Source organism: Streptomyces xylophagus (assembly GCF_000716435.1).
Taxonomy (GTDB): Bacteria; Actinomycetota; Actinomycetes; order Streptomycetales; family Streptomycetaceae; genus Streptomyces; species Streptomyces xylophagus.
Genome location: NZ_JNWO01000014.1, coordinates 25,114 through 47,810 on the forward strand (window position 1 = coordinate 25,114; position 22,697 = coordinate 47,810).

Below are 22,697 nucleotides of genomic sequence, written 5' to 3' on the forward strand. Positions count from 1 at the left end.
CATGCTCCGGTTCATCGTCAAACGCTTCGCCTCCGCCCTTCTCGTCATGTTCGCGATCAGTGTGCTGGTCTTCCTGATCTTCTTCGCCACACCGGGAGTTGACCCCGCCGCCCGTATCGCGGGCCGCAACGCCGACCCGGCGACGCTCGCCCAGGTGCGGCACTCCTTCGGCCTCGACCGACCCATGCCCATCCGCTACTTGCTGATGATGCGGCACCTGCTGATCGACCGTGACCTGGAGTCGTTCGTCAACCGCGGCTCCCGCGTCATCCCGCAGATCGTGCAGGCCACCCCGGTGACCCTGTCGCTCGTCATCGGCGCCGCGCTGATCTGGATGACGGCCGGCATCATCATGGGCACCGCTGCGGCAGCCCTGCGCGGCAAGGCGGCCGACCCGCTGATCATGCTCGTCGGCGTGGTCGGGGTCTCGCTGCCGGCCTACTGGCTCGGCGAGGTCGTCAACCTCATCACCCAGAAGCAGCTGCACAGTTCGGTGTTCTCCTGGGTGCCGCCACCGGGATACGTCGGCCTCGACCACCCCGGCCAGTGGGCACTGCACCTCCTCTTCCCCTGGCTGACCCTCGCCTTGCTGTACGCCGGGATCTACGCCCGGCTGCTGCGCGGGGAGGTCGTCTCCGCCCTGAACGAGGACTACGTCCGCACCGCGCGCGCCAAGGGCCTCTCCGAGCGGCGCATCCTGATCCGGCACGCCCTGCGCTGTTCCCTCATCCCGATCGTGTCGCTGTTCGGCCTGGACTTCGGCGCGCTCGTGGGCGGTGCCGCGCTGCTCACCGAGGTGGTCTTCGGCCTCCCCGGCATCGGCAAGCTGACGTTCGACGCCCTGCAGAACCTGGACCTGCCCGTGATCATGGGAACGGTCCTGTACGCGGCGTTCTTCGTGGTCCTCGCCAACGCCCTGGTGGACATCCTGTACGCCCGACTCGACCCGAGGGCCCGCCATGCCTGACCAACCCCTGCTGGACGTACGTGACTTGAAGGTGTCGTTCCGCACCCGCCGAGGCTCCGTCACGGTCGTCGACGGCCTCTCCTTCTCGGTGTCGCCCGGTGAAATCCTGGGCGTGGTGGGCGAGTCGGGCTCGGGCAAGAGCGTGTCGATGCTGGCCGTACTGCGCCTGCTGACCAGTCCGAACGTCACCGTCGAGGGCGAAGTCCGCTTCCGTGGACGGGACTTGCTCACCCTCCCCGACAAGGAGATGCGGGCGGTACGGGGCCGGGAGATCGCCATGGTCTTCCAGGACCCGATGACCGCGCTCACCCCCGTGTACACCGTGGGCTGGCAGATCGCCGAGCAGATCCGGGCGCATGAGAAGGTGCCCCGCAAGGAGGCGCACGCGCGTGCCGTCAGCCTGCTCTCGGACGTCGGCATCCCCGACGCGGCCTCCCGGGCGAACTCCTATCCGCACGAGTTCTCCGGCGGCATGCGGCAGCGCGCGGTCATCGCGATGGCCCTCTCGTGCGGCCCCGCACTGCTGATCGCCGACGAGCCGACCACGGCCCTGGACGTGACGGTCCAGGCCCAAATACTCGACCTGATGCGGGAGTTGAACGCTGAGGGCTCGGCGGTGGTCCTCATCACCCACGACATGGGCGTGATCTCGCAGATCGCCGACCGGGTCCTGGTGATGTACGGCGGCCGGGCGGCCGAGGAGGGCCCGCGCCGGGCGGTGTTCCACGGGCCGCGGCACCCGTACACCTGGGGGCTGCTCGACTCGGTGCCGCGCGTGGGCGGGCCCAGGTTGCGGCGGCTGCCCACCATCGCGGGGATGCCTGTGGCGCCCGGGAGCCTGCCGGAGGGGTGTGCGTTCGCGCCCCGGTGCCGGTTGCGGCACGACCGGTGCGAGGAGCGGCCGGTGCTGAGGGACTTCGGTGACAGCGCACACCGTGACGCCTGCTGGCTGCCCGACGAGGACCGCGCCTCGTTGCGCCTGACCTCACGGGCGACGGCGACGGACGTACCGGACAGGGAACGAGAGGCGACACCATGAGCGCGCAGACGACAACGGCAGAGGTGCTGCTGCGCGCCTCGGACGTGACCAAGCACTATCCCCTGCGGGCTGACGGGCTCTCCCGGCGCCGCAAAGTACTCCGTGCCGTGGACGGTGTGTCGTTGGAGGTGCGCGGCGGTGAGACGCTCGGCATCGTCGGCGAGTCCGGCTGCGGCAAGTCCACGCTGGGCCGCTGTCTGGTCCGGCTCACCGAACTCACCGGCGGGCGGGTCGAGTTCGACGGTCAGGACATCAGCACGCTGTCCACGCGGCGGCTGCGTCCCGTGCGGCCGGGGATGCAGCTGGTGTTCCAGGACCCGCAGGCCTCGCTGAACCCGCGCCGCCGTGCCGGGGACATCGTGGCAGAGCCGCTGCTCGTGCACCGCTACGGCGACGGTGCCGCCGTGCGCCGACGGGTCGCCGAGCTCTTCGACGTCGTAGGACTGGCGGCGGCCCATCTGGACCGGTATCCGCACGAGTTCTCCGGCGGGCAGCGGCAACGCATCGGTATCGCGCGGGCGTTGGCGACCAACCCGAAGCTGATCGTCGCGGACGAACCGGTGTCCGCGCTCGATGTGTCCATCCAGGCGCAGGTGTTGAACCTGTTCGCCGATCTGCAGGAGGAGTTCGCGCTCACCTACGTCTTCATCGCGCACGACCTCGGGGTGGTCCGGCATGTGTCGGACCGGATCGCGGTCATGTATCTCGGTGAGATCGTCGAACTCGGCGAGACGGAGGCCCTGTACAAGGAGCCGGCCCATCCGTACACGCAGGCGCTGTTGTCGGCGGTCCCTGACATCGACGACGGCACGCTCAGCGACGAGGTCCCCCGGGAGCGGATCGTGCTCACCGGGGAGGTGCCCAACCCGGTGGACAAGCCGACGGGGTGCCCGTTCCGCACCCGCTGCCCCTACGCGCGGGAGCGCTGCGCGCTTGAACGCCCCCAGCTGACCGTGACGGCCTCCGGACGCCGGACCGCCTGCCACTTCCCCTTGATCGACTGAGGGTACGGGGAGCGGACGCGGCATGATGGCCCGTATGCACATTCGCATCGACGCCGTCGATCTGCCCGGCCGCACCTGCCCCGCCCCCGCCGACAACCCCGTCGCGACGTACGACAACGTCCATGTCGCCGTGCAGCGCCGGGACCGGCCGGCGGAACTTCTCGACCCGACGCCGGGCGACGCCGCGTCCGCGAGCTGGAACCTGGAGTGCACGGCGGAGGCCTCGCCGGACGGCATCGTGGTGAAGGGGCCTTATGTGCAGCACCGGTTGGGGCGCCGGTTCGTCTATCTGTCGTGGGGGACGGTCGACGAGGCCGGTGTCTTCACGATGTTCCGGCGGGCCAAGCTCATGCTCGACTCCGTGCCCGAGGACGTCCTGGCCGCCGCCTCGCGCGACGGACTGCTGACCGGCCGTCTCGGTCTGACCGACGCGGACGGCGGCCCGCTGTGCGCGCGGGTCGATCCCCCGCGCATCACCTGGACCGCCGCCGCGCTCTAGCTCTCGGTCAGGACGCCGAGTCCTTCTTGTTGGTCGCCGCCCGGTAGGCCTGGGTCGGGGTCATCGGGACGCCGTTGAGGCTGACCGTCTTGTAGGTGCTGACCTTGGCGCAGGACTTCGACTGGTCGGCGGTCGAGGCCTGGGCGTTGGAGGTGGCCGCCTTGGTGTCGGCGGGCGCCGGGGACGAGGTGGAGCCGGGGTACGTCGTGCCGCTCGGCCAGTCCGTGCCGATCACCAGGGTCAGACCGGTGCCGGTGCCCTGCTTGAGGTGCGAGGAGGCGAGGCCGACCGCCTTGGCCACGGTCTGGGCCTCGGCCTTCTGCCCGGTGCCGTAGGTGAGCGTGGTCGTGGTCGCGCTGACGGAGGCGTTGCCCGTGGTGGTGCCGGAGCTGAAGCCGCCGGCTATCAGGGCGGTGGCGACGGTGGAGGCACGGCCGCTGATGCTGGTGCCGTTCTCCACGGTCACGGCGATCTGCGCGGCGGGTACGGCGACTGCCGTGGCCGTCGCGGTGGCCGCGGCGGTCTTCTTGCCGGACGAGCTGGTCAGCGACTGGTCGTTGGCGATGGTCGCGAACAGGCTCTTGGCCGCGGCGGCGGGTACGACCCGGTTGGCGTTGGCCGGGTCGGCGCCGGTCTGCATCGTGGTGAACGTCATGCGCTTCGTGGGGACCTTGTCGAGGTCCGCGGCGAGCCCGATGAGCTTCTTGACGGTACCGAGACCCGTGTCCACGGTGAGCGCTTTGGTGGCGGCGTCGGCGAGGTTGTAGACGGCCGTGGGGTCGGTGAGGGTGCCGGCGCTCTTGAACTTGCGGATCATCGCGCTCAGGAAGAGGTGCTGGGAGACGGTACGGCCCAGGTCGCTGCCGTCGCCGAAGCCGTGCCGGGAGCGGACGAACTCGAGCGCCGCGTTGCCCTTGAGAGTGTGGGTGCCCTTGGCGAGCTTCAGGTGCGAGTAGGTGTCGTAGACGTCGGCGTCGACGCACACCGAGACGCCGCCGACCGCGTCGGACATCTTCACCACTCCGGAGAAGTCCATCTGCACGAAGTGGTCGATGGTGATGCCGGTGAGCGCGTGCACGGTCTTGACCTGGCACTCCTGGCCGTACTGGAGCGCGCTGTTGATCTGGCCGTAGTAGCCGGCCGTCGCCTGTTTGCTGTCCGGGTCCTTGCAGGCGGGGACCTGGGTCATGGTGTCGCGGGGGATGCTCATCACGGTGGCGTTCGAGCGGTCGGCGGAGATGTGCACCACCATCTCCACGTCCGCGTTGCCGTTGCCGGTCTGCACGCCGGTCTGCGAACAGCCGCCGCCGAGCTTGCAGTCGGTCGCGCTGGTCCGGGCGTCGCTGCCCATCACCAGGAGGTTGATCGGCGTACGGCCGAAGGCGTCGGCCTTCTCCTTGCCGCCGGCGCCGTCGTCGATCGCGACGCTGTTGATGTTGCCGTTCAGGTGCTCGTAGAACCACCAGCCGGCGCCCGCGGTCACCATGATCAGCACGGACAGGGATATCGCGGTGATCTTCAACACCCGCCTGCCGCGCGGGGCCTGTTTGGCGCGGCGGCGCTGGGCGGCGCGACCGTGCGCGCGGGATCCGCCGCGCTGGGCCTGTCTGGCAGCGGCCCGGCCGCCGGTGGGCAGCGGTTCGTCCGCCTCACCGGCACGCTGCCTGGGCACCCCTCGGGTGCGACTGCGCGTGGCATGGCCCACGGGGCCGTCCCCGAGGTCGGTCATCTGGCACTCCCACAAAACGGTCGGGCCGTTCAGGCCGTCGGTGCTGCGGCCAGGGGCGCGCGGCCGTGTCGGGTCGGGCGAGGCGGGGTTCCCGTCTCGCTTGCGTGGTTGCGCAATATAACAATCTCAGATGAGAGCGTTGTAGCGCCTTTCTCATTTACGGGTTCGCATTTTGCGTCAAGTTTGGTCAACTGATCGGAATTTTCGATGTGGTGATGGTCATCGGGGACCCTGTCACGGCGATCAGATAGAAGCGGGGATGCGACCCGCCCGGCACCCGCCGGAGACCGCCGGGCGGCTTCACGACGTACGTCGCGGAGGCGTGCGCAGCCAGGGACTTCGGGCCGCCGGAGGCGGTCCACCAGGCGGAGGCGCCCTGCCCGAGGCGGCTGGCGAAGTGCGGGGTGAGCCGTGTCGCCGTGGTGTTGACGACACGGGTCACGAGGGCGGTGATGTCCCGATGGCCCGACCGTTCCACGAAGCTCGGTGTGATGCTCATCCGCAGCGGCGGCGCACTGGCCGCGGCGACCGTGACGCACAGCACGGCGGGCGCGACGAGCCCCGCCGCGAGGACGGCCTTGGCGCGGTGTCCGGTCACGTGCGGGATGCGGGGCTGCCAGGCCGAGGCGAGCGCGGAGGCCGGGACGGTGGCGGCCGCCGCGAGCCACAGCGGGGTCATCATCAGGAAGTAGCCGTCCTGGGACCGCGTGGCGAGGTAGAAGCTCAGCCAGGGCAGCACGGTGATCGCCGGGCCGAGCCGCCGCACGAAGAACACCGTGGCGGCGAGCAGGCCCAGGAGGAGCAGGAGGCTGCCGTAGGAGTAGTAGTCGAGGTGCCTGCTGCCCGCGGTGAAGTAGTACGAGATCCCCATGAGGCCCTGGCCGTGCAGGATCGCCTTCTGGGTGAGCGGGAGCAGCAGGCCGTGCAGCCAGCTGTGGAAGTCCTGGGTGGCGAAGTAGGCGTTGATCGCGGCCCAGGTCAGTGCGGCGGTCCCGGTGTAGCGGGCGACCACGCCGAGGGCGAGCCGGGGGCCGAGGTCGCCGCGCCGGACGGCGTAGAGGCCGACGAGGAGGAACGGCGTGAGAAACCAGGCGAGTTGCTGGGTGGCGCAGGCCGCGCCGAGGCAGAGGGCCTGCAGTACTCCGGGCACTCCGAGCCGGCCGCCGGCTCCGGTGTCGGGCCACCTGACCACCACCGGGATGAGGAGCGCCAGGGCGAGGACCGCGGGGTAGCCGGAGTAGGCGTAGCCGGGCAGGAAGCCGAAGCCGAGGCACACGGCGGTGGCGCCGGACCGCCAGGGCGCCGGGAGCAGCAGCCACAGCAGGACGGCGCCCGCGAGGAGCGCGCCGGTGGTGACGAGGGTGGCGGCGGCCGTCGAGTGGATCACGGCGTGGACGGGGGCGGCGAGCAGCGCGGTCAGCGGCGGATAGCCGTAGGTGTAGTCGGCGCCGCCCGACATCGTCTTGGTGATGCCGACGGACGAGGAGTCGAAGAGCCATGGCCAGGGCTGACCGTAGACGGGGTGGCCGTGCAGGATCTGGGTCGCGGCCTGCGCGGTGAGCACGCCCTCGTCGGTGCCGGCGTGGTTGAGCCAGTAGCCGCAGAGGACCAGCACGACGGCGAGCAGCAGGACGCCGGCGTCCACCCGGATCAGGGCGCGCCGGGTGCGCGTGGTGAGGGCGAGGACACCGGCGACCAGGATTCCGGCGTAACAGACGGAGATGATCCCGGCGAGGGGCGGATGGGAGGTCATGGCCCGCGTCCAGGCGGAGCGGGTGCCGATGAACAGGCTGATCGCGGCGATCAGCGTCATCCCCCGGTGCAGCTGCTGCGGCGCGGCGGGCCCGGTCGTGAGCGGCCGGGCCCACAGCGGCCCCGCCATGGAGGGCGCGTCGCCCTGCCTCGACCGGAGACCACCGCCGGCACGGGGACCGTCATCCATGGCGTCCTTCTCCTCGCTCCGTCCCCGTCGGTCGGCAGTTCACGCGGGGGTCACCCCTACTACATGTCGTAGAGGTGAAAAGAGCCGGTGAGGTTCACCGGTCGGAGGGAAGAGCTCGGGAAGAAAGTGGTGAAATACGGCAAGGTCCGGCGCGTCAGTTGAGGTCGGGCAGCGCCCGCCGCGCCACGTCGTGCGCGTCGCCCGCCGCGACACCGAGCATGCGCAGCAGCATCTCGGCGAGGTTCGAGGCCGCCTCCTCACCGTCCAACTCCGGTTCGGCGAACCGCAGTTCCAGCAACGCCAACAACGAACCACCAAGTGCCGCCACGGCAACGGTCGTGTCGGCGACGGTGAAGCGCCCGGAGGCCGCACCGGCCTCCAAGTCCCGTACGGCGCGCGGGGCGAGGCCGCGGGCGGAGTGGATGTGACGCAGGCCGCGGTGGCGCAGCACCTGCATCAGTTCCGGCCGGGAGTCGGCCATGCGGGCGCTGAGCCGGAGGCCGGCCGCGACGAGTTCCGCGGGATCGTCGATGTCCCGGAGATGTTCGTCGAAGGTCTGACCGAGCTCTTCGAGGGCGTCGACCACGGCCGCGTCGAACAGTTCCGTCTTCGACTCGAAGTGGTTGTAGAAGGAGCCGAAGCCGACGTCCGCGCGCTCCGCGATGGTCTGGATGCTCGCGCTGGTGTCCCCGGTCTCGGCGAGGATCTGCCGGGCCGCCCGGACGAGCGCCTGGCGGGTCTCGGCGCGACGGCGCTCGAAGCGGTTGCGGGGCGGGGCTGACGTCGGCATACGCGCGAGCTTAGCAACGGAACCTCGCACCCCACAGTTCTGATGAATCAATCAGTTCATTGGGGATGGGCTATTGACGACCAGAGTGTCAAAGTTGATGATTTCCTCATTACGGCGATGTTGCCCGGCGGCGAACGAGGAGACCATGGACGTCAGAACGGCCCACCAGGACCTCCACAGCGAGCGGGGTGCCCCGCGCGGCGAGCACCCCGGCCGCTCCCGGAACCCCGTGATCAAGGTGGCCGACCTGGCCTGGCTGGAGTTCGAGAAGCCCAACCTGGACCGGGCGGAGGTGTTCGCCCTCGACTTCGGCTTCTCCGTGGCAGCCCGTACGCCGGACGCTCTGTGGCTGCGCGGCACCTTCGCGGGCTCCCCCTGCATGGTGATCCGGCGCGGCCGTACGTCCCGTTTCATCGGCCCGGCGTTCCGCGCCGCCGAGCGGGCCGACCTGGACCGGCTGGCCCGGGCGACCGGGACGGACGTACAGGACGCCGACGTCCCGGGCGGCGGCAGGTCCGTGCACCTGCTGGACCCCTCGGGCTTCCCCGTGCGCGTGGCGCACTGCGCCGAGTCACTCCCGTCGCTCCCCGAACAGCAGCCGCTGCTACTGAACTTCGGCACGGATCACAGCCGTAGGAACACCACCCAGCGCCCGCCCCGGGAGCCGTCCCGGATCCAGCGCCTGGGTCATGTGGTGCTGGAGACAAGGGTGTTCGGCCGCGCCCTGGACTGGTATCTGGACACGCTCGGCCTGATCGTGTCGGACTTCCTGTTCCTGGACGGGCAACGCGACCGGGGCCCAACGATGGCGTTCCTGCGGTGCGACCTGGGCGACCTGCCCGTCGACCACCACACGCTGGCCATGCACCTCGGGCCGGGCAACGGTTACGTCCACTCCGCCTACCAGGTGACGGACCTGGACGCGATCGCCGTGGGCGGCGAATACCTCAAGGAGCGTGGCTACAAGCGCAGTTGGGGCATCGGGCGGCACATCCAGGGCAGCCAGCTCTTCGACTACTGGCGCGATCCGGACCACTTCATGCTGGAGCACTTCGCCGACGGCGACCTGTTCTCCCGCGATCTGGAGCCCGGTTGGGCTCCTATGTCCGCGAGCGGGCTGGCCCAGTGGGGGCCGCCTGCCACCCGTGACTTCCTCGGTACGAACCCGTCCCCCGCGAAGGTCCGTGAAGTACTGCACGCCCTGCGCGGCGACAACGAACTCGACCCGGCACGCCTGTTGGGCCTGATGAAAGCGATGAGCTCATGAGCACCAATGTCCTGCGTACCGCCGAGGGTTGGTGGGCGGTACGCAACTCACACGCCGTCCGCATCGGCACGAAGGCCGTCACCACCGCCGAGTTGCTCGACGACCGTGACGCGGTCCGGGAAGCCGCGGCCGGCGACGAGCCGGGTACGCCGGTCGCCGATCTGGTGGCGCTGTCCCCGGTCACCACTCCCTGCCGGGTCGTCGCCCAGATGGTCAACTACCGCAGCCACGCCCGCGATTCGGGATTCCGCGGCGACATCCCGCCCGCCTTCTTCCGCAAGGCGTCGGGCTCGGTCAGCGGCCCCGGGGACGCCATCGTCCGCCCGTCTCATGTGGACTTCCTCGACTACGAGGTCGAACTCGGGCTCGTCATGGGGGCGTTGCTGCCCGTCGGCACAGTCGTGGAGGAGCGGGACCTGCCGTCGTACGTCGCCGGGCTCGTCGTCACCAATGACGTCAGCGCGCGGGACGTCCAGTTGACGAAGACGCAGTTCTACGAGAGCAAGTCGTACCCCACGTTCACGCCGACCGGGCCGTACCTCTGCCTGCTGGAGGCGGAGGACTTCGCCCATCTTCTCGATCTGCGGCTGAAGTTGAGCGTCAACGGGGAGGCGCGGCAGGACCGCACCCTGGCCGACATGATCGTGCGGCCGGCGCGGGCGCTCACGCTGCTGGCCCGGTTCCAGACGCTGGAACCCGGCGACCTGCTGCTGACCGGCACCCCCGGCGGCACCGCGCTGAAGGCTCCGCCGAAGGCCGTCGAGAAGCTCGGCGCGCTGTTGCCGCCCGCCGTGAAGTGGAAGGCGTTCTTCAAGAGCCAGGCGCGCAACCCGCGTTACCTGCATGCGGGTGATGTCGTGACCGCCTCCATCGCCACGCCGGACGGACGCCTCGACCTCGGTGAGCAGCGCACGCCCGTGACCGACGCGATCTGAGACCCTGAAGTGAGCCGCACATGAGCGTCGAGACCGACTCGACAGACATACCCGTGGTGATCGTCGGAGCCGGACCGGTGGGCGTGACGGCCGCGTTGCTGCTGGCCCGGCACGGCGTACGGACCGTCGTCCTGGAACGCCACCACGACATCTACCCCCTGCCGCGTGCCGTCGCCGTCGACGACGAGGTACGCAGGATTCTCCAATCGGCGGGTCTGGAAGAGGAGTTCACCGCGATCGCCCGCCCCTCACGGGGGCTGCGACTGCTGGACCCCCGGCACCGGGTGATGGCCGAGTTCCCGCGCGCCGAGCAGGGTCCGCACGGCTTCCCGCAGACCAGCATGTTCGACCAGCCCGAGCTGGAACGGCTGTTGCGCAAGGCGCTGGCCCGCGCGCCGGAGTGCGAGTTGCGGGGCGGGGTGGAGGTCGTCGGTGTCGAGCAGGACGGTGCCGGTCCGGTCCGGGTGACCTACCGCGACAGCGCGGGTGAACACCGACTGCGGGCGGACGCCGTGCTCGGCTGCGACGGCGCCAACAGCGTCACCCGTGCCGCCATCGGGGCCACGTGGGAGGACCTGCGCTTCGAGGAACGCTGGACGGTCGTCGACGTGCGCACCACGCTTCCGGTGCGCTGCTGGGAGGGCGTGGACCAGGTCTGCGACCCGGCACGCCCGGCGACGTTCATGCGGGTGGGCGAGGACCGCTACCGCTGGGAGTTCCGGCTGCCGGACGCCGACACCGAGCTGGACCACGATCGGCTACGGGAGTTGGTGGCGCCGTGGGTCGACGTGCCCTACGGCGCCGACTTCGAGGTGGTGCGGCAGGCGCCGTACACCTTCCGAGCCCGCATCGCCGACCACTGGCGCCGCGACCGCGTCTTCCTCCTCGGCGACGCGGCCCACCTCACGCCACCCTTCGTCGGACAGGGGCTGTGCACGGGCCTGCGCGACGCCCACAACCTGACCTGGAAGCTGGCCCGAGTGCTCCGACAGGGCGGCGAGGAAAGGTTGTTGGACACCTACGAGACCGAACGCAAGCCGCACGCCCGGCATGTGATCCGACTCGCGGTAGCGATGGGTTGGGCCATGACCGGGGGTCAGGACAGCGCCGCCGCGCTGCGTCGGGGCGCTCTGGGGGCGATGTGCCGGGTACCAGGACTGGTGGCGCTGGCCGGGCGTGACTTGAGTCCGGCGTTGTCGGCGGGGCCGCTTGTGCGGCGGCGCACAGGGCCGCTTGGCGGTTTGGCGGAGGGCTTGTGGGCGGGGGCTTGGCGTTCCGGGGGTCTGGCGGGTGGGCGTCGGGTGGAGGGCCGGCGTTCCGGGGGCTGGGCGGATGGGGGTCGGGCGGAGGACCGGCGTCCCGGAGGCCTGGCGAGTGACGGTCGAGCGGAAGGCCGGCTTTCCAAAAGCCCCGCGAGTGACGGTCGAGCGGAGGACCGGCTTTCCAAAAGCCCGGCAAGTGACAGTCGAGCGGTGAACCGGCGTTCCGAAGCCCCGGCGGACGGTGACTTCGCGGAACGGGGGCGGTCTGATGGCTCAGCGGACAATTTCCGCCTGCCACTTCGGCACGCCATTGACTCAACGGACCGGTCCCGCGCTCCGCTTCACCACCCCGGTGACTCAACAGAGTTGCCCTGCCTGCCGCTTCACCAGCCCGGTGCCTCAACAGACGTGTCCGGCCCGCCTCTTCAGAACCCCGAAGGCGCGGCGAGCGGCCTCCGCCTGGAACCCGGGCGCCTCGAAGGCCCGGCGGACAGCCTCTGCCCGGAACGCGGGCACCCCGCCGGCTCAGCGGGCGACTTCCACCCTCAACCCCGACCCACCACTCCTCACCCCCGACTCCCCCGTACCCTCCCAGGCACCCCCTGCCCGCAACCCTGGCTGACCATCGACGGCCGGCGTACCCGGCTCGACGACCTTCTCGGCGGCTCCTTCGCCGTACTGACCGCCGTCCCCCTCGCCCCCGCGCTGACGGCAGTCAGCCACGCCCTCGGGGCCCGGACGATCGACGTGAGCGGACTCGGTGACGACGGTGTGCTGGCCGGCTGGATGCGGGCGGGAAGGGTGGACGCCGTACTCGTGCGGCCCGACCGCGTGGTGATGGACGTCGTGCCGTCGGGCCGACATGCCTTCACGGACACCGCCGCCTGGGCGTCCCTCCTGCACACCACCCGAAATCTCTTCCCCCTCCCCCACCACGCCCAACGGACCGACCACACAAGCCTGTTGAGGAGCACGACGCGATGAACCCGCCACACCCGGAACCCTTCTTCACCCCTGACGCCGAGGCCGCCGCAGGCAGTCGCATCGTGGACTTCGCCCGTCACGTCGGGATGGACGGCGCGGACTACGCCGCCCTGCACCGCTGGTCCGTCACCGATCTGGCCGGCTTCTGGGGTGCCGTGTGGGAGTACTTCGGCGTCGACGCGGACACCCCGTACGAGGAGGTGCTGGCCGACGAACGCATGCCGGGCGCCCGCTGGTTCACCGGCGCCACCCTCAACTACGCCCACCACGCCCTGCGGAACCTGGACTCCGACCGGACCGCGATCATCGCACTGGACGAGACGGGTGCCGCCCGCCCCGTCAGCGCCGATCAGTTGCGCGCACAGGTCGCCTCCGTCGCCGCCACTCTCCGCGATCTCGGGGTGGGTCGCGGCGATCGGGTCGTCGGCTATCTGCCCAACACCCCGCACGCGATCGTCGCGTTCCTCGCCGCCGCAAGTCTGGGTGCCGTGTGGTCCGTATGCGGGCAGGACTACTCCCCCACTGCCGCCGCAGACCGTTTCGCCCAGCTCGAACCCACCGTCCTGTTCGCCGCCGACGGCTACCTCTTCAACGGGACCATCCACGACCGCCGCGACGCAGCCCTCGAACTCGCCCGCGCGCTCCCGACGTTGAAGGCGACGGTTCTGGTCGACCACGTCGGCCTCCCCGGGCCAGTCGCCAACTACCCTTCCCTGATCGTCCCCTGGGAGGACGCCTCCACCCGTACCGAGCAACTCGTCTGTACCGCCGTGCCGTTCGACCACCCCCTCTGGGTCGTCTTCTCCTCCGGCACCACCGGCCTCCCCAAGGGCATCGTCCACGGGCATGGCGGTGTCCTGCTGGAGCACCTGAAGACCCTCGCCCTGCACTCCGACCTCGGCCCCGGCGACCGGCTCCTCTGGTACACCACCACCCACTGGATGATGTGGAACCTGGTCGCCTCCACCCTCCTCACCGGCGCGACCACCTGCACCTACGACGGCAGTCCCGCCCCGCTCGCCCGTCCCGACATCCTGTGGGAACTGGCCGCCCGCCACCGCGTCACGGTGTTCGGCACGAGCCCCCAATTCCTGCTGGGGATGGCCAAGTTCGGCATCGAACCGGCCACGCACGATCTGTCGTCCGTCCGCGCGATCGGCTGCACCGGCTCCGCACTGCCCGCGTCCGCCCACCCCTGGGTCCGCGACCATGTCGGCGACCGCATCCAGCTCGCCTCGACCAGCGGCGGCACCGACGTCGTCTCCGGGTTCGCCGGCAGCGCGCCCACCACCCCCGTGTGGGCCGGAGAGCTGTCGGCCCCCAACCTGGGCGTGGCGCTTGCCTCTTACGACGCCGAGGGCTTCCCCGTGATCGACCAGGTCGGCGAACTCGTCGTCACCCGGCCCATGCCGTCCATGCCGCTGTACTTCTGGAACGACCCCGACGGCACCCGCTACCGCGAGGCGTACTTCTCGACCTACCCCGGTGTCTGGCGGCACGGCGACTGGATCACCCTCACCTCGCACGGCTCGGTCATCGTCCACGGCCGCTCCGACTCCACCCTCAACCGGCACGGGGTGCGGCTGGGCAGCGCCGACATCCACGACGTGGTGGAGCAACTCCCCGAGGTCGCCGAGGCGTTGGTCATCGGCGCGGAGGAACCCGACGGCGGCTACTGGATGCCACTGTTCGTCGTTCCCGCGGCCGGCGTGACCCTCGACGACGCCCTCCGCGACCGTATCCGCGAAGCGATCCGCACCGGTGCCTCACCCCGTCACGTCCCCGACGAGATCCTCCAGGTCCCGGCGATCCCCCACACCCGTACCGGCAAAAAGCTCGAAGTCCCCGTCAAACGCCTGCTTCAGGGAGCTCCTGCCGAGAGGGTGGTGAATCCAGCCACCGTGGACGCACCGGAACTCCTCGACCTCTTCACACAGTTGGGGGCCGAGCGGCGTCGGGTCCGCCGCGCACAGCCGCCGAACAGGACGAACTTTCCGGCTCACGCAGACAACAGTTGAGCCAACTCTGCGTTTCCGGAGTGTTGCCGGATGCGGCAAATGGGTCCTTTGCCGCGTAGACAGCGCCCGTTCCCTTCACAGGAAGCAGCAGAGAACCGTTTCAGCAGGCCAGGTTGGACGTCTACCGTGACGTGATTACGTCTCATTAAGGATGGTGGCGTAGGGTGGCTGACCGTTAACTGTCCCATTCCTTACCGGACTTGACGGTTAATGTGCGCTGCGCGCCGTGTGTCCCACCCGGTTGATCGAGAGGACTCCGATGCCCGAAATCCCCTCCTATGCTGTGCCCTCGGAGCCCGATCGAACGACAGGATCGGGCTCCGCGCGAAACAGACACGCCCGGTCCTCCACCCAGGACGGACCGTCGGATTCGGCCACTCGGTCACGTTCGGTCCGGCTCGCCGTCCTGCCCGCCGCCGCCATGGCGATCCTCGCCGCCGCCGTCGTCCTGATCGTGCTGCGTACGCAGAGCGGTTACGCCGACGGGACCACCTGGACGGTGCTCGCTGTCGCCGCCGTCCTCGGCTGCGGAATCCTGTTCGGTGGCGTACGGCTCGGTCGTACCGAGGCCGCCGGGATCTCCCAGCAGTACGCGTCACTGCGCCGCACGGTCGCCACGGGCCAGGCCGATCTGCAGGACGTGCTCCAGCGGTTGGAGCGCGGCGAGCCGGTGGCGCAGGTGCCGTTCACGCACCAGCCGCCTTCGCAGTCCGATCCGCTCGGCCGGCTCACGTACGAGATAGGTGTGGGCCTGTGGCAGGCCCGTACCGTCGTCGCGCAGACCGCGCAGCTCGCCCGGGCCTCCGCGCCGGACAGCGAGGAGCGCGTCGAGGTCTTCGTCAACCTCGCCCGGCGTCTGCAGTCGCTCGTGCACCGCGCGATCAACATGCTCGACCAGCTGGAGAACGAGGTCGAGGACCCCGAGCTCCTCAAGGGCCTGTTCCACGTCGACCACCTCGCCACCCGTATCCGCCGCCACGCGGAGAACGTGGCCGTGCTCGGCGGCTCGGTGTCCCGCCGCCAGTGGACCCGCCCGGTGACGCTGACCGAGGTGCTGCGTTCGTCGATCGCCGAGGTCGAGCACTACTCCCGGGTCAAGCTGGTACCCCCGATCGAGGGCACCCTGCGCGGCCACGCCGTGGCCGACGTCATCCACCTGCTGGCCGAACTCGTCGAGAACGCCACGACGTTCTCCGAGCCCCAGACCCAGGTGCTGATGCGCGCCCAGCGCGTGACCGCCGGTCTCGCCGTCGAGGTCGAGGACCGCGGTCTGGGCATGCCCGCGCAGGAGCAGGCCCGTATCAACACGCTGCTCGCCGAGCCGGACCGCATCGACATCAGCAAGCTGCTCGCGGACGGCCGTATCGGCCTGTACGTGGTGTCCGCGCTGGCCCGCCGGCACGGCATCGCGGTCCGGCTGCAGAGCAACATCTACGGCGGTATCCAGGCCATCCTGGTCATCCCGCGCGGGCTGATGGGCGAGGAGCCCGGCGAGTTGCCGGCCCAGGGCCACGCCCAGGTGGTCGCCGACATGTCCCGGCCGCCGGTCCAGATACCCCCGGCCCACCACGCGGCCGTGCAGGCCCCCGCGCACCAGCCCGCCGCCCCGCCGCCCACGTTCCGGCAGCCGCTGCCCCCGGCCCGCACCGGGAACGCCCCGATGCCCGTCGCGCACCAGCAGCAACCGCACCCGAGGACCGTGGAACCGGCGGCGCCGCGTGAGCGCGGGTCCGTGCCGTACGCCCGGGAGTCCCGGGACGAGCGGCCGCGGCTGCCGCAGCGGCACGCGCAGGAACATCTCGTACCGGAGCTGCGTGAGGGTCCGGCCCCGCGCAAGACCGAGGAACAAGAGGTCGAGCACGATCCGGGACTGATGGCCATGTTCCGGCGCGGAGTCAGCCTCGCCGACAACGAACCCGACGAGCCTTCCACTGACAGCGCTCGCTGACCGCAGGCTCCGTTACTCGCATCAAGGAGAAGAACGCCATCGTGAGCGACATGCACGCCGGCCAGCAGAACCTCGACTGGCTCCTGGCGGGACTCGTCCAGAGGGTCCCCTACACCCGCAGCGCTGTGCTGCTGAGCACGGACGGCCTCGCGAAGGCCGCCGACGGTTTGGAGACGGCGGCCGAGGCCGAGCACCTGGCCGCCCTGGCATCCGGTCTGCACTCGCTGGCCCGCAGCGCGGGCGCGCAGTTCGCCCAGGGCGCCGATGTGCGGCAGGTGGTCGTGGAACTGGACAGCGCCCTGCTGTTCGTGTGCGCCGCGGGCTCCGGCGCCTGTCTGGCCGTGCTGGCCGACCGGGAGGCCGACGCGGCCGTCCTCGGCTACGAAATGGCCATGCTGGTCAAGAGCGTTCGTCCCTACCTGGCCACGCCGGTCCGACAGCAGGGGGCCGGCTCGTCGATGGATCCGAGGCGCTGACCATGTCGGACGCGGAGGACGGGTCGTGGCTCGACGACGAGGCAGGGCGGTTAATACGGCCGTACACCGTCACCAACGGTCGTACCCGTCCCTCGGCGCACTTCGACCTGCTCACCCTGGTGATGGCCACCGGTACCAGGCCCCAGAGCTATCTGGGGCCCGACTACGACCAGGTCCTCACCCTGTGCGGTACGCCCATCTCGGTCGCCGAGGTGGCCGCGCATCTGCGGCTGCCCGCCGTGACCACCAAAGTTCTGCTCTCCGACCTCGTGACGCATCAGGCGCTCACCCTGCGCTCGCCGCGTGCCGTCGAGGCGGCCTCCCCGACCGACCGAAACCTCCTGGAGGCGGTGCTGCATGGACTACGTAAGCGGCTCTGACCCCTTCCCCACCGCCCTGAAGATCCTCATAGCCGGGGGCTTCGGGGTCGGCAAGACCACGTTCGTCGGTGCGGTCAGCGAGATCGAGCCGCTGAGCACCGAAGAACTGCTGACCTCGGTCAGCGCCCGCACCGACAGCCTCGTGGGCATCGAGGACAAGTCGACCACCACCGTGGCGATGGACTTCGGCCGGATGTCCCTGGACAAGGAGCACGTCCTCTATCTGTTCGGCACGCCCGGGCAGGAGCGGTTCTGGTTCATGTGGGACGAGTTGTCCAACGGGGCGCTCGGGGCCGTGGTGCTCGCGGACACCCGCAGGCTGGACCACTGCTTCGCCGCCGTCGACTTCTTCGAACGGCGTGGCATCGGCTTCATCGTGGCCGTCAACGAGTTCGACGGCTCCTATCACTACGAGTCCGACGAGATCCGCGCGGCCCTCGACCTCAAGCCCGACGTACCCGTCGTGATGTGCGACGCGCGGCAGTGCAACTCCGGTACCCGCGTGTTGATCGCCCTCGTACAGCATCTGCTCGCCTCGACTCCCGGCACCCCGCCCGCGGAGCTTTACCCGTCGCGCTGAGCCCCGCTCGACGCGACCGAATGGAGCCTGCATGTCAGCCCCGGTTCCCTACAACACCCAGAACTCGTACGACCCGACCAGTCATCTGCTGCTCACTCCCGAGGACCGGGAGGCGGCCGCCCGGGTGGCGCGGCTGCGTGAACTCGGCCTCGGGGACGCGCCGATCGCGGAGTTCGACGAGTTCGCCCGCAACCTGGCGCATGTCACGGGCGCGCCCTTCTCGATGGTCAACTTCATCGACGAGAACCGTCAGTACTTCGCGGGCCTGTACGCCGGTGGCCGTCCGGGCGTCCAGCTGGCGCCGGAGGAGCAGCCGGAGGTCGGCCGGACGATGACACGTGATCAGGGCTACTGCCCGCACGTCGTGGTGCGGAAGAAGGCGCTGGTCCTGGAGGACGTCTGCGACTACCCGCGATTCGCGGGCAACAGTGTCGTGGACGAGATAGGCATCCGCTCGTACATGGGCGCGCCGCTGATCGACTGGAAGACGGGCATGGCCCTGGGCACGATCTGCGTGGTCGACACGGACACCCATCCGTGGGGGCGCGAGGGCCTGGCGACGATCAAGTCGCTGGCGCAGCAACTGGTCGACCGGCTCCACGCGATGGAGACCCGGGGCGGTATCTGAGTCCGCCGACTCCTGTGCGGGGGCGCCGACTTCGGAAGACGTTCAGGACGGGAGCCGCGGGCACGACACTGTGTCCGTGGCTCCCCGGTGTTCACCTCACGTGCCGGCCGTCTCCAACTGCCCCAGGCGGCGCTGGGGTTGGACGGTCCGTACGAGGTCGGCCAGTCGCTCGGACCACTGGCCCTTGGCCGTACCGAGGGCCACCTCGCCCAGCCTCAGCAGCTGGATGTCGGAGGTGCCGGCGGGGGCGTAGATGTGATGGGCGTCGCGCAGATACCGCTCCACCGGGCGGTCGGTGAACAGACCGCTGGCGGCGTGGATCTCCATGCCGTCGCGGGCCGAGTCGACGGCCGCCTCGACGTTGAGGAGTTTGGCGTTCATCAACTCCGCGTCGCAGGAGAGCCCTTGGTCGAGGAGGTGGACGGCGTGGTAGGCGGCCAGGCGGGCCGTCATCAGCCGGGACTTCATCCTGCCCAGCTTGAGTTTGATGTTGGTGAGGTCGCCCAGCGGTGCTCCGAAGCGCTCGCGCTCGATGCACAGCGCCGTGGTCTCCTCGAAGACGGCCTGGTGGATGCCGAGGGAGACCGCCGTGAGGTTGGGGCGGCCGTAGAGGATGCTCGACGAGTAGGCGACGGCCAGGCCCTTGCCCTCGCCGCCGAGCAGATTCGCCGCCGGTACACGGCAGTTGTCGTAGATGATCTCGCCGAAGCTGAAACCGTGCAGGCCCATGGCCGGCACCTGTTCGCCGAGTGAGAAGCCGGGGCGGTCGGACTCGACGAGGAAGGCCGACAGCCCCTTGGAGCCCTCGCCGGTGCGCACGACCACGCCGTGCACGTCGCCGACGTGGCTGTTGCCGACGAAGACCTTGCGGCCGTTGAGGATGTAGTCGTCGCCGTCACGGACGGCGGTGCTGCCCATGCCCAGCACATGGCCGCCCGACTCCGGTTCGGTGACGGCGATGGTCGGGAGGCAGTCGCCGGCGGCGATGCGGGGCAGCCACTTCCGCTTCTGCTCCGCGTTCCCGAAGTGAATGATCTTTGCCACACCGAGCTGGGAGGCCTGAACCATGGCTCCCATAGCACCGCATACACGGGCGAGTTCTTCGATGGTGATGGTCTTGGCCAGGTGCCCGGCGCCCATTCCGCCGTACTCTTTGCCAATGGTCACGCCGATCCAGCCCTGCCGGGCGATGAGACTGGACAGCTCGCGCGCCACGGTGCGCGACTTCTCCATCTCCGCTATCCGCGGACGTACCTCGCGTTCGGCGAACTCGCGCACGCGTTGGCGCAGGTCCTCGTGCCACCCGCTGGTGAAATAGCGTTCCACAACCCCTCCTGCACGCTGCCTCCGTGTCCGGCTTGATCCGGAGGTCGTTCGTCGGGCAGTGGTTCGTCGCCCTTGGGCGCCTGCCCGAAATATTGTCTACTTGTCGACCCATCTCAGCCAAGATCACCTTACGAGGTTGACTGAAACCCGGCGCCTTGCAGGGACTCCCAACTGTGCGATATGGGCCACGAGGCGGTCTCTTCCGGACACGTCACGAAGAGAAACCGACCAAGCGCGAACAAGATACGCCCAATACGGACAGAGACCTGCCCAACAGGCATGTGCCGGACGGACATACAGTGCCCCACATCGACAATCAGTCACGTTCCGCCTGACCGATAAGGGAGCCTGGGCAGTTCCGTTGACCTGCGTTCAACAGTCGAACATCAGCCACTGTCGGAGGGCGGAGGCGACGGCTCCGCCGCAACAACCTGCACTTACGTCACTCCAGCCCCAGGGCTCACGCCGGGCGGGGTGTCTTCACGTAGGCGTACGGGGCCGAGACATATGTGCTGTGGTGATCCGCGGCACGCAGGGCGGCGGTCAGGCGCTCGCGCGGTTTGAGGCCGAGCTTCGCGGTGGCGTGCAGGGCGCCGAGGGCCAGGTCGTCCCCGGAGCCCACGGCGGCATATCCCTCGACGGGCTCGCCGACTTGATAGTCGCCGTGGATCTCGAAGAGCCGGCCGTTGATGCCGACGAGGAAGACGCCCGCCTGTTCCTGCTCGGAGTCCTTGCGGGCCCATCCACCGTCCTTGAGGCAGGTCCGGACGGCGTTGATGAAGCGCGTGGCCATGAAACGGTCGAGGTCACCTTCCGGGTGCGGGGGCTCGAAGGCGTGGTGCAGGAGCTGGCCCATACGGAACGAGCTCGTGAATCCCAGCACATAGGGGCCGTTGGTGAAGACCTTCGGATCGCGGCGGATCGTGAGCTGCGACCCGCTGCTGCCCGCCGAGTCTCCGCCGAGGTGGACACGCCCGCGATGGACCAGGCCGACGATGACGGTCAAGTCACCACCTCCAGGGACTCGTTGGGTCCTTGTCGTCTTGCATGGACCCGTTCTGCCCTCCGTCCGGGCGGAGTTACCACTTCCGCAAGGAGAGCCGAGGGAGCGTTGATGCGAAGGAGGTCTCCGGCGTGCCACCCACCTCGTCAGCGCGCCGACAGCTCGGTCGCGGTGAAGCGCTCGAAACCCGCGTGGTAGGCCGTGCCCTGCGGGTCGGTCGCGCTGTAGTGGAAGGCGGCCACACCGCAGCCCCGTGCGTCGAAGGCGGCGCCGGTGTACGAGGCGACCCGGGTGCCGTTGACGGCGAGTTCCACCTTGATCCGGCCAGCGCCGGCAGCGGAACAGGTCATCGACATGTCGACCTCTCGCTGACTCCGCACCTTGATACCCACGTCCGCGAGGTCGACCTCGACGACCCGGTCGTGCTGGAACTTCCCCTTGAACCGGAACTCCCGCACGATCAGCGCCTCCTGATCCGTCGTCAGGTACGTCGCCCAGCGGGAGCCTTTCGCGTAGTCCCCCGAGCCGTCGCACCACAGCCCGACCCCGCCCTCGCCGCCGTACCACTCCGTCTGGGTGCTCAGGCGTACCGCGAACGAGGACGGTTCGAAGGGCGCCTGCGGCCACACTTCCAGCTCGGGTCTGGGATCCACCAGCATCGTCCCGCCCTGGTGCGTGATCCTCGCCAGGGCCGGGTCCTTGTGCAACCAGTCGCCCGAGTCGGTCAAATCGTCGGTGTACGAGAGGAGTTGAGAGCTCACGGAGCCCGTGGACCTCCCGGACGACGAGGACGCGGAGGCCGAGCCGTGGGCCTGCGGGCCGCCCTCCGTCGCCGATCCCCCCGAAGTGGTGCTGAGCACGACGGCGAGCAGCACTGCCACAGCGGCGCTACCGGCCGCGAACCCCCACAGCCGCAGCTGCTTGGCGCTCCTGCCGGAGCCCGTGCCGCCGCTCCTGGGTCCGGACGATCGCGACGGCGTGCGCGACTCCGTCCTCGCGCTCTCCGTCAACCCCGCGAGCCGGGTGACGAGTTGGGCAGCCGTGGGACGTTTCGCCGGGTCCTTGCGCAGGCAGTCGGCGATGACCGAACGGACCGGCTCCGGCACCGCCGTGAGGTCCGCGTCCCGGGTGCACACGGCGACCAGCACCTCGTAATCGCTCTCCCCCTCGAAGGGATGCCGCCCCGTGGCCGCGAAGTACAGCGTGCCGCCGAGCGAGAACACGTCGGAGGCACCGGTGACTTGGAGCGACTTGGCCTGCTCGGGCGACATGTACGCGGGCGAGCCGAGCGCACCGCCCGGTGTGGTGAGCGCCGACTCGGGCGACCGGTCGTCGCGGGCGATACCGAAGTCGATGATCCGCGGTCCGTCCGGGGAGAGCAGGATGTTGGACGGCTTGATGTCCCGGTGCACGACACCCGCCCGGTGCACCTGCGCCAACGCGTGCGCGACGGTCAGAGCCAGGGACTGGAGCCGCCCGGAGGGCAGCGGGCCGTTGGTCTTCACATGCTCGTGGATCGTCGGGCCAGGGACGAACTCGCTGATGATGTACGGGTGTCGCCCGGACAGGTCGGCGTCGAGGACCCGCGCCGTGGCCACCTCACCGACCCGGCTCGCCGCACCGAACTCCCGACGTACCCGGGCGAGCGCGACCTCGTCGTACTCCTTGCCCGGCAGCAGGAACTTCACCACGACCTGCTGCCCCGCCCGGTCCCGCGCGAGCCACACCACCCCTTGCCCGCCCCGGCCGAGCTCGCGCTCACAGACGTATCCGCCCACCGACAACTGCATCCGCGGATCCATGGCCCCCGCCCCCCAGCCCCGCCCCCGGTTCATGGCCGACCCCCCAGCGTATCGACTCCCCTCGCCGGGGCAATGCCGCTTTTGCCGTCCTGTGGGGACGCGGGCCGGCTTTATTCGG

At 69.9% G+C, this 22,697-nt stretch carries 19 protein-coding genes; 13 read left to right on the plus strand and 6 right to left on the minus strand.

All coding sequences use genetic code 11. The annotated features are described in order from the left end of the window. Window position 1 precedes the first annotated feature (1 nt). From OO70_RS28650 to OO70_RS28665, 4 genes are read left to right on the plus strand one after another with little or no spacing between them, the layout of a single operon-like run. Window positions 2–967, plus strand: a complete 966-nt coding sequence (locus OO70_RS28650) for an ABC transporter permease (protein WP_043677379.1) — start codon at window positions 2–4, stop codon at window positions 965–967. Beyond that, window positions 960–2,006 carry an ABC transporter ATP-binding protein gene (locus OO70_RS28655; protein WP_043677381.1) on the plus strand — a complete coding sequence of 349 codons (1,047 nt, stop codon included), beginning with the start codon at window positions 960–962 and terminating at the stop codon, window positions 2,004–2,006. The genes OO70_RS28650 and OO70_RS28655 overlap by 8 nt, the downstream gene beginning before the upstream one ends. Next, window positions 2,003–3,010 carry an ABC transporter ATP-binding protein gene (locus OO70_RS28660; protein ID WP_043677383.1) on the plus strand — a complete coding sequence of 336 codons (1,008 nt, stop codon included), beginning with the start codon at window positions 2,003–2,005 and terminating at the stop codon, window positions 3,008–3,010. The genes OO70_RS28655 and OO70_RS28660 overlap by 4 nt, the downstream gene beginning before the upstream one ends. A gap of 34 nt (window positions 3,011–3,044) precedes the next feature. Next, a complete protein-coding gene (locus tag OO70_RS28665; RefSeq protein WP_234336949.1) occupies window positions 3,045–3,509 on the plus strand; it encodes a DUF5990 family protein in 465 nt (154 codons plus the stop codon). A gap of 7 nt (window positions 3,510–3,516) precedes the next feature. On the opposite strand, the gene OO70_RS28670 is transcribed toward OO70_RS28665, so the two are convergent. The 3 genes from OO70_RS28670 to OO70_RS28680 all read right to left on the minus strand — a co-directional run bounded on the left by OO70_RS28670 (window position 3,517) and on the right by OO70_RS28680 (window position 7,970). Then, window positions 3,517–5,238, minus strand: a complete 1,722-nt coding sequence (locus tag OO70_RS28670; RefSeq protein ID WP_199827425.1) for an LCP family protein — start codon at window positions 5,236–5,238, stop codon at window positions 3,517–3,519. Window positions 5,239–5,425: 187 nt separating this feature from the next. Beyond that, the gene (locus OO70_RS28675; RefSeq protein ID WP_106971781.1) at window positions 5,426–7,180 is read right to left on the minus strand and encodes a hypothetical protein; all 1,755 of its coding nucleotides are present in this window, start codon (window positions 7,178–7,180) and stop codon (window positions 5,426–5,428) included. Between the two features lie 154 nt (window positions 7,181–7,334). After that, window positions 7,335–7,970: a TetR/AcrR family transcriptional regulator gene (locus tag OO70_RS28680; protein ID WP_043677389.1), complete on the minus strand. Its 636-nt coding sequence runs from the start codon at window positions 7,968–7,970 to the stop codon at window positions 7,335–7,337. A gap of 145 nt (window positions 7,971–8,115) precedes the next feature. Here OO70_RS28680 and OO70_RS28685 point away from each other — a divergent pair, with 145 nt between their 5' ends. The 9 genes from OO70_RS28685 to OO70_RS28725 all read left to right on the plus strand — a co-directional run bounded on the left by OO70_RS28685 (window position 8,116) and on the right by OO70_RS28725 (window position 18,448). Next, window positions 8,116–9,237, plus strand: coding sequence for a VOC family protein (locus OO70_RS28685; RefSeq protein ID WP_043677391.1), 1,122 nt, complete (start codon window positions 8,116–8,118; stop codon window positions 9,235–9,237). After that, window positions 9,234–10,172 carry a fumarylacetoacetate hydrolase family protein gene (locus OO70_RS28690; RefSeq protein WP_043677393.1) on the plus strand — a complete coding sequence of 313 codons (939 nt, stop codon included), beginning with the start codon at window positions 9,234–9,236 and terminating at the stop codon, window positions 10,170–10,172. Before OO70_RS28685 ends, OO70_RS28690 begins: the two co-directional genes overlap by 4 nt. 20 nt (window positions 10,173–10,192) lie before the next feature. Further along, window positions 10,193–12,418, plus strand: coding sequence for a bifunctional 3-(3-hydroxy-phenyl)propionate/3-hydroxycinnamic acid hydroxylase MhpA (locus tag OO70_RS56185; protein ID WP_234336950.1), 2,226 nt, complete (start codon window positions 10,193–10,195; stop codon window positions 12,416–12,418). Continuing rightward, entirely contained in the window at window positions 12,415–14,436 is a 2,022-nt protein-coding gene (locus tag OO70_RS28700; protein WP_051741698.1) for an acetoacetate--CoA ligase, read from the plus strand. The genes OO70_RS56185 and OO70_RS28700 overlap by 4 nt, the downstream gene beginning before the upstream one ends. A 421-nt stretch (window positions 14,437–14,857) precedes the next feature. Beyond that, window positions 14,858–16,384, plus strand: a complete 1,527-nt coding sequence (locus OO70_RS28705; protein ID WP_043677395.1) for a sensor histidine kinase — start codon at window positions 14,858–14,860, stop codon at window positions 16,382–16,384. 38 nt (window positions 16,385–16,422) lie between these two features. Next, entirely contained in the window at window positions 16,423–16,860 is a 438-nt protein-coding gene (locus OO70_RS28710) for a roadblock/LC7 domain-containing protein (protein WP_043677397.1), read from the plus strand. Window positions 16,861–16,862: 2 nt separating this feature from the next. After that, the gene (locus tag OO70_RS28715) at window positions 16,863–17,240 is read left to right on the plus strand and encodes a DUF742 domain-containing protein (protein ID WP_043677733.1); all 378 of its coding nucleotides are present in this window, start codon (window positions 16,863–16,865) and stop codon (window positions 17,238–17,240) included. After that, entirely contained in the window at window positions 17,218–17,820 is a 603-nt protein-coding gene (locus OO70_RS28720; protein ID WP_043677399.1) for a GTP-binding protein, read from the plus strand. Before OO70_RS28715 ends, OO70_RS28720 begins: the two co-directional genes overlap by 23 nt. 31 nt (window positions 17,821–17,851) lie before the next feature. Beyond that, entirely contained in the window at window positions 17,852–18,448 is a 597-nt protein-coding gene (locus OO70_RS28725) for a GAF domain-containing protein (protein WP_043677401.1), read from the plus strand. Window positions 18,449–18,544: 96 nt separating this feature from the next. Here the strand turns inward: OO70_RS28725 and OO70_RS28730 are convergent, their stop codons facing one another. The 3 genes from OO70_RS28730 to OO70_RS51355 form a co-directional block, all read right to left on the minus strand. After that, a complete protein-coding gene (locus OO70_RS28730) occupies window positions 18,545–19,774 on the minus strand; it encodes an acyl-CoA dehydrogenase family protein (RefSeq protein WP_051741700.1) in 1,230 nt (409 codons plus the stop codon). Window positions 19,775–20,234: 460 nt separating this feature from the next. Beyond that, window positions 20,235–20,780 (minus strand): hypothetical protein, encoded by a 546-nt coding sequence (locus OO70_RS28735; RefSeq protein WP_043677404.1) that lies wholly within the window; start codon window positions 20,778–20,780, stop codon window positions 20,235–20,237. Between the two features lie 143 nt (window positions 20,781–20,923). Beyond that, the gene (locus OO70_RS51355) at window positions 20,924–22,579 is read right to left on the minus strand and encodes a serine/threonine-protein kinase (RefSeq protein WP_051741702.1); all 1,656 of its coding nucleotides are present in this window, start codon (window positions 22,577–22,579) and stop codon (window positions 20,924–20,926) included. Window positions 22,580–22,697 lie beyond the last annotated feature (118 nt).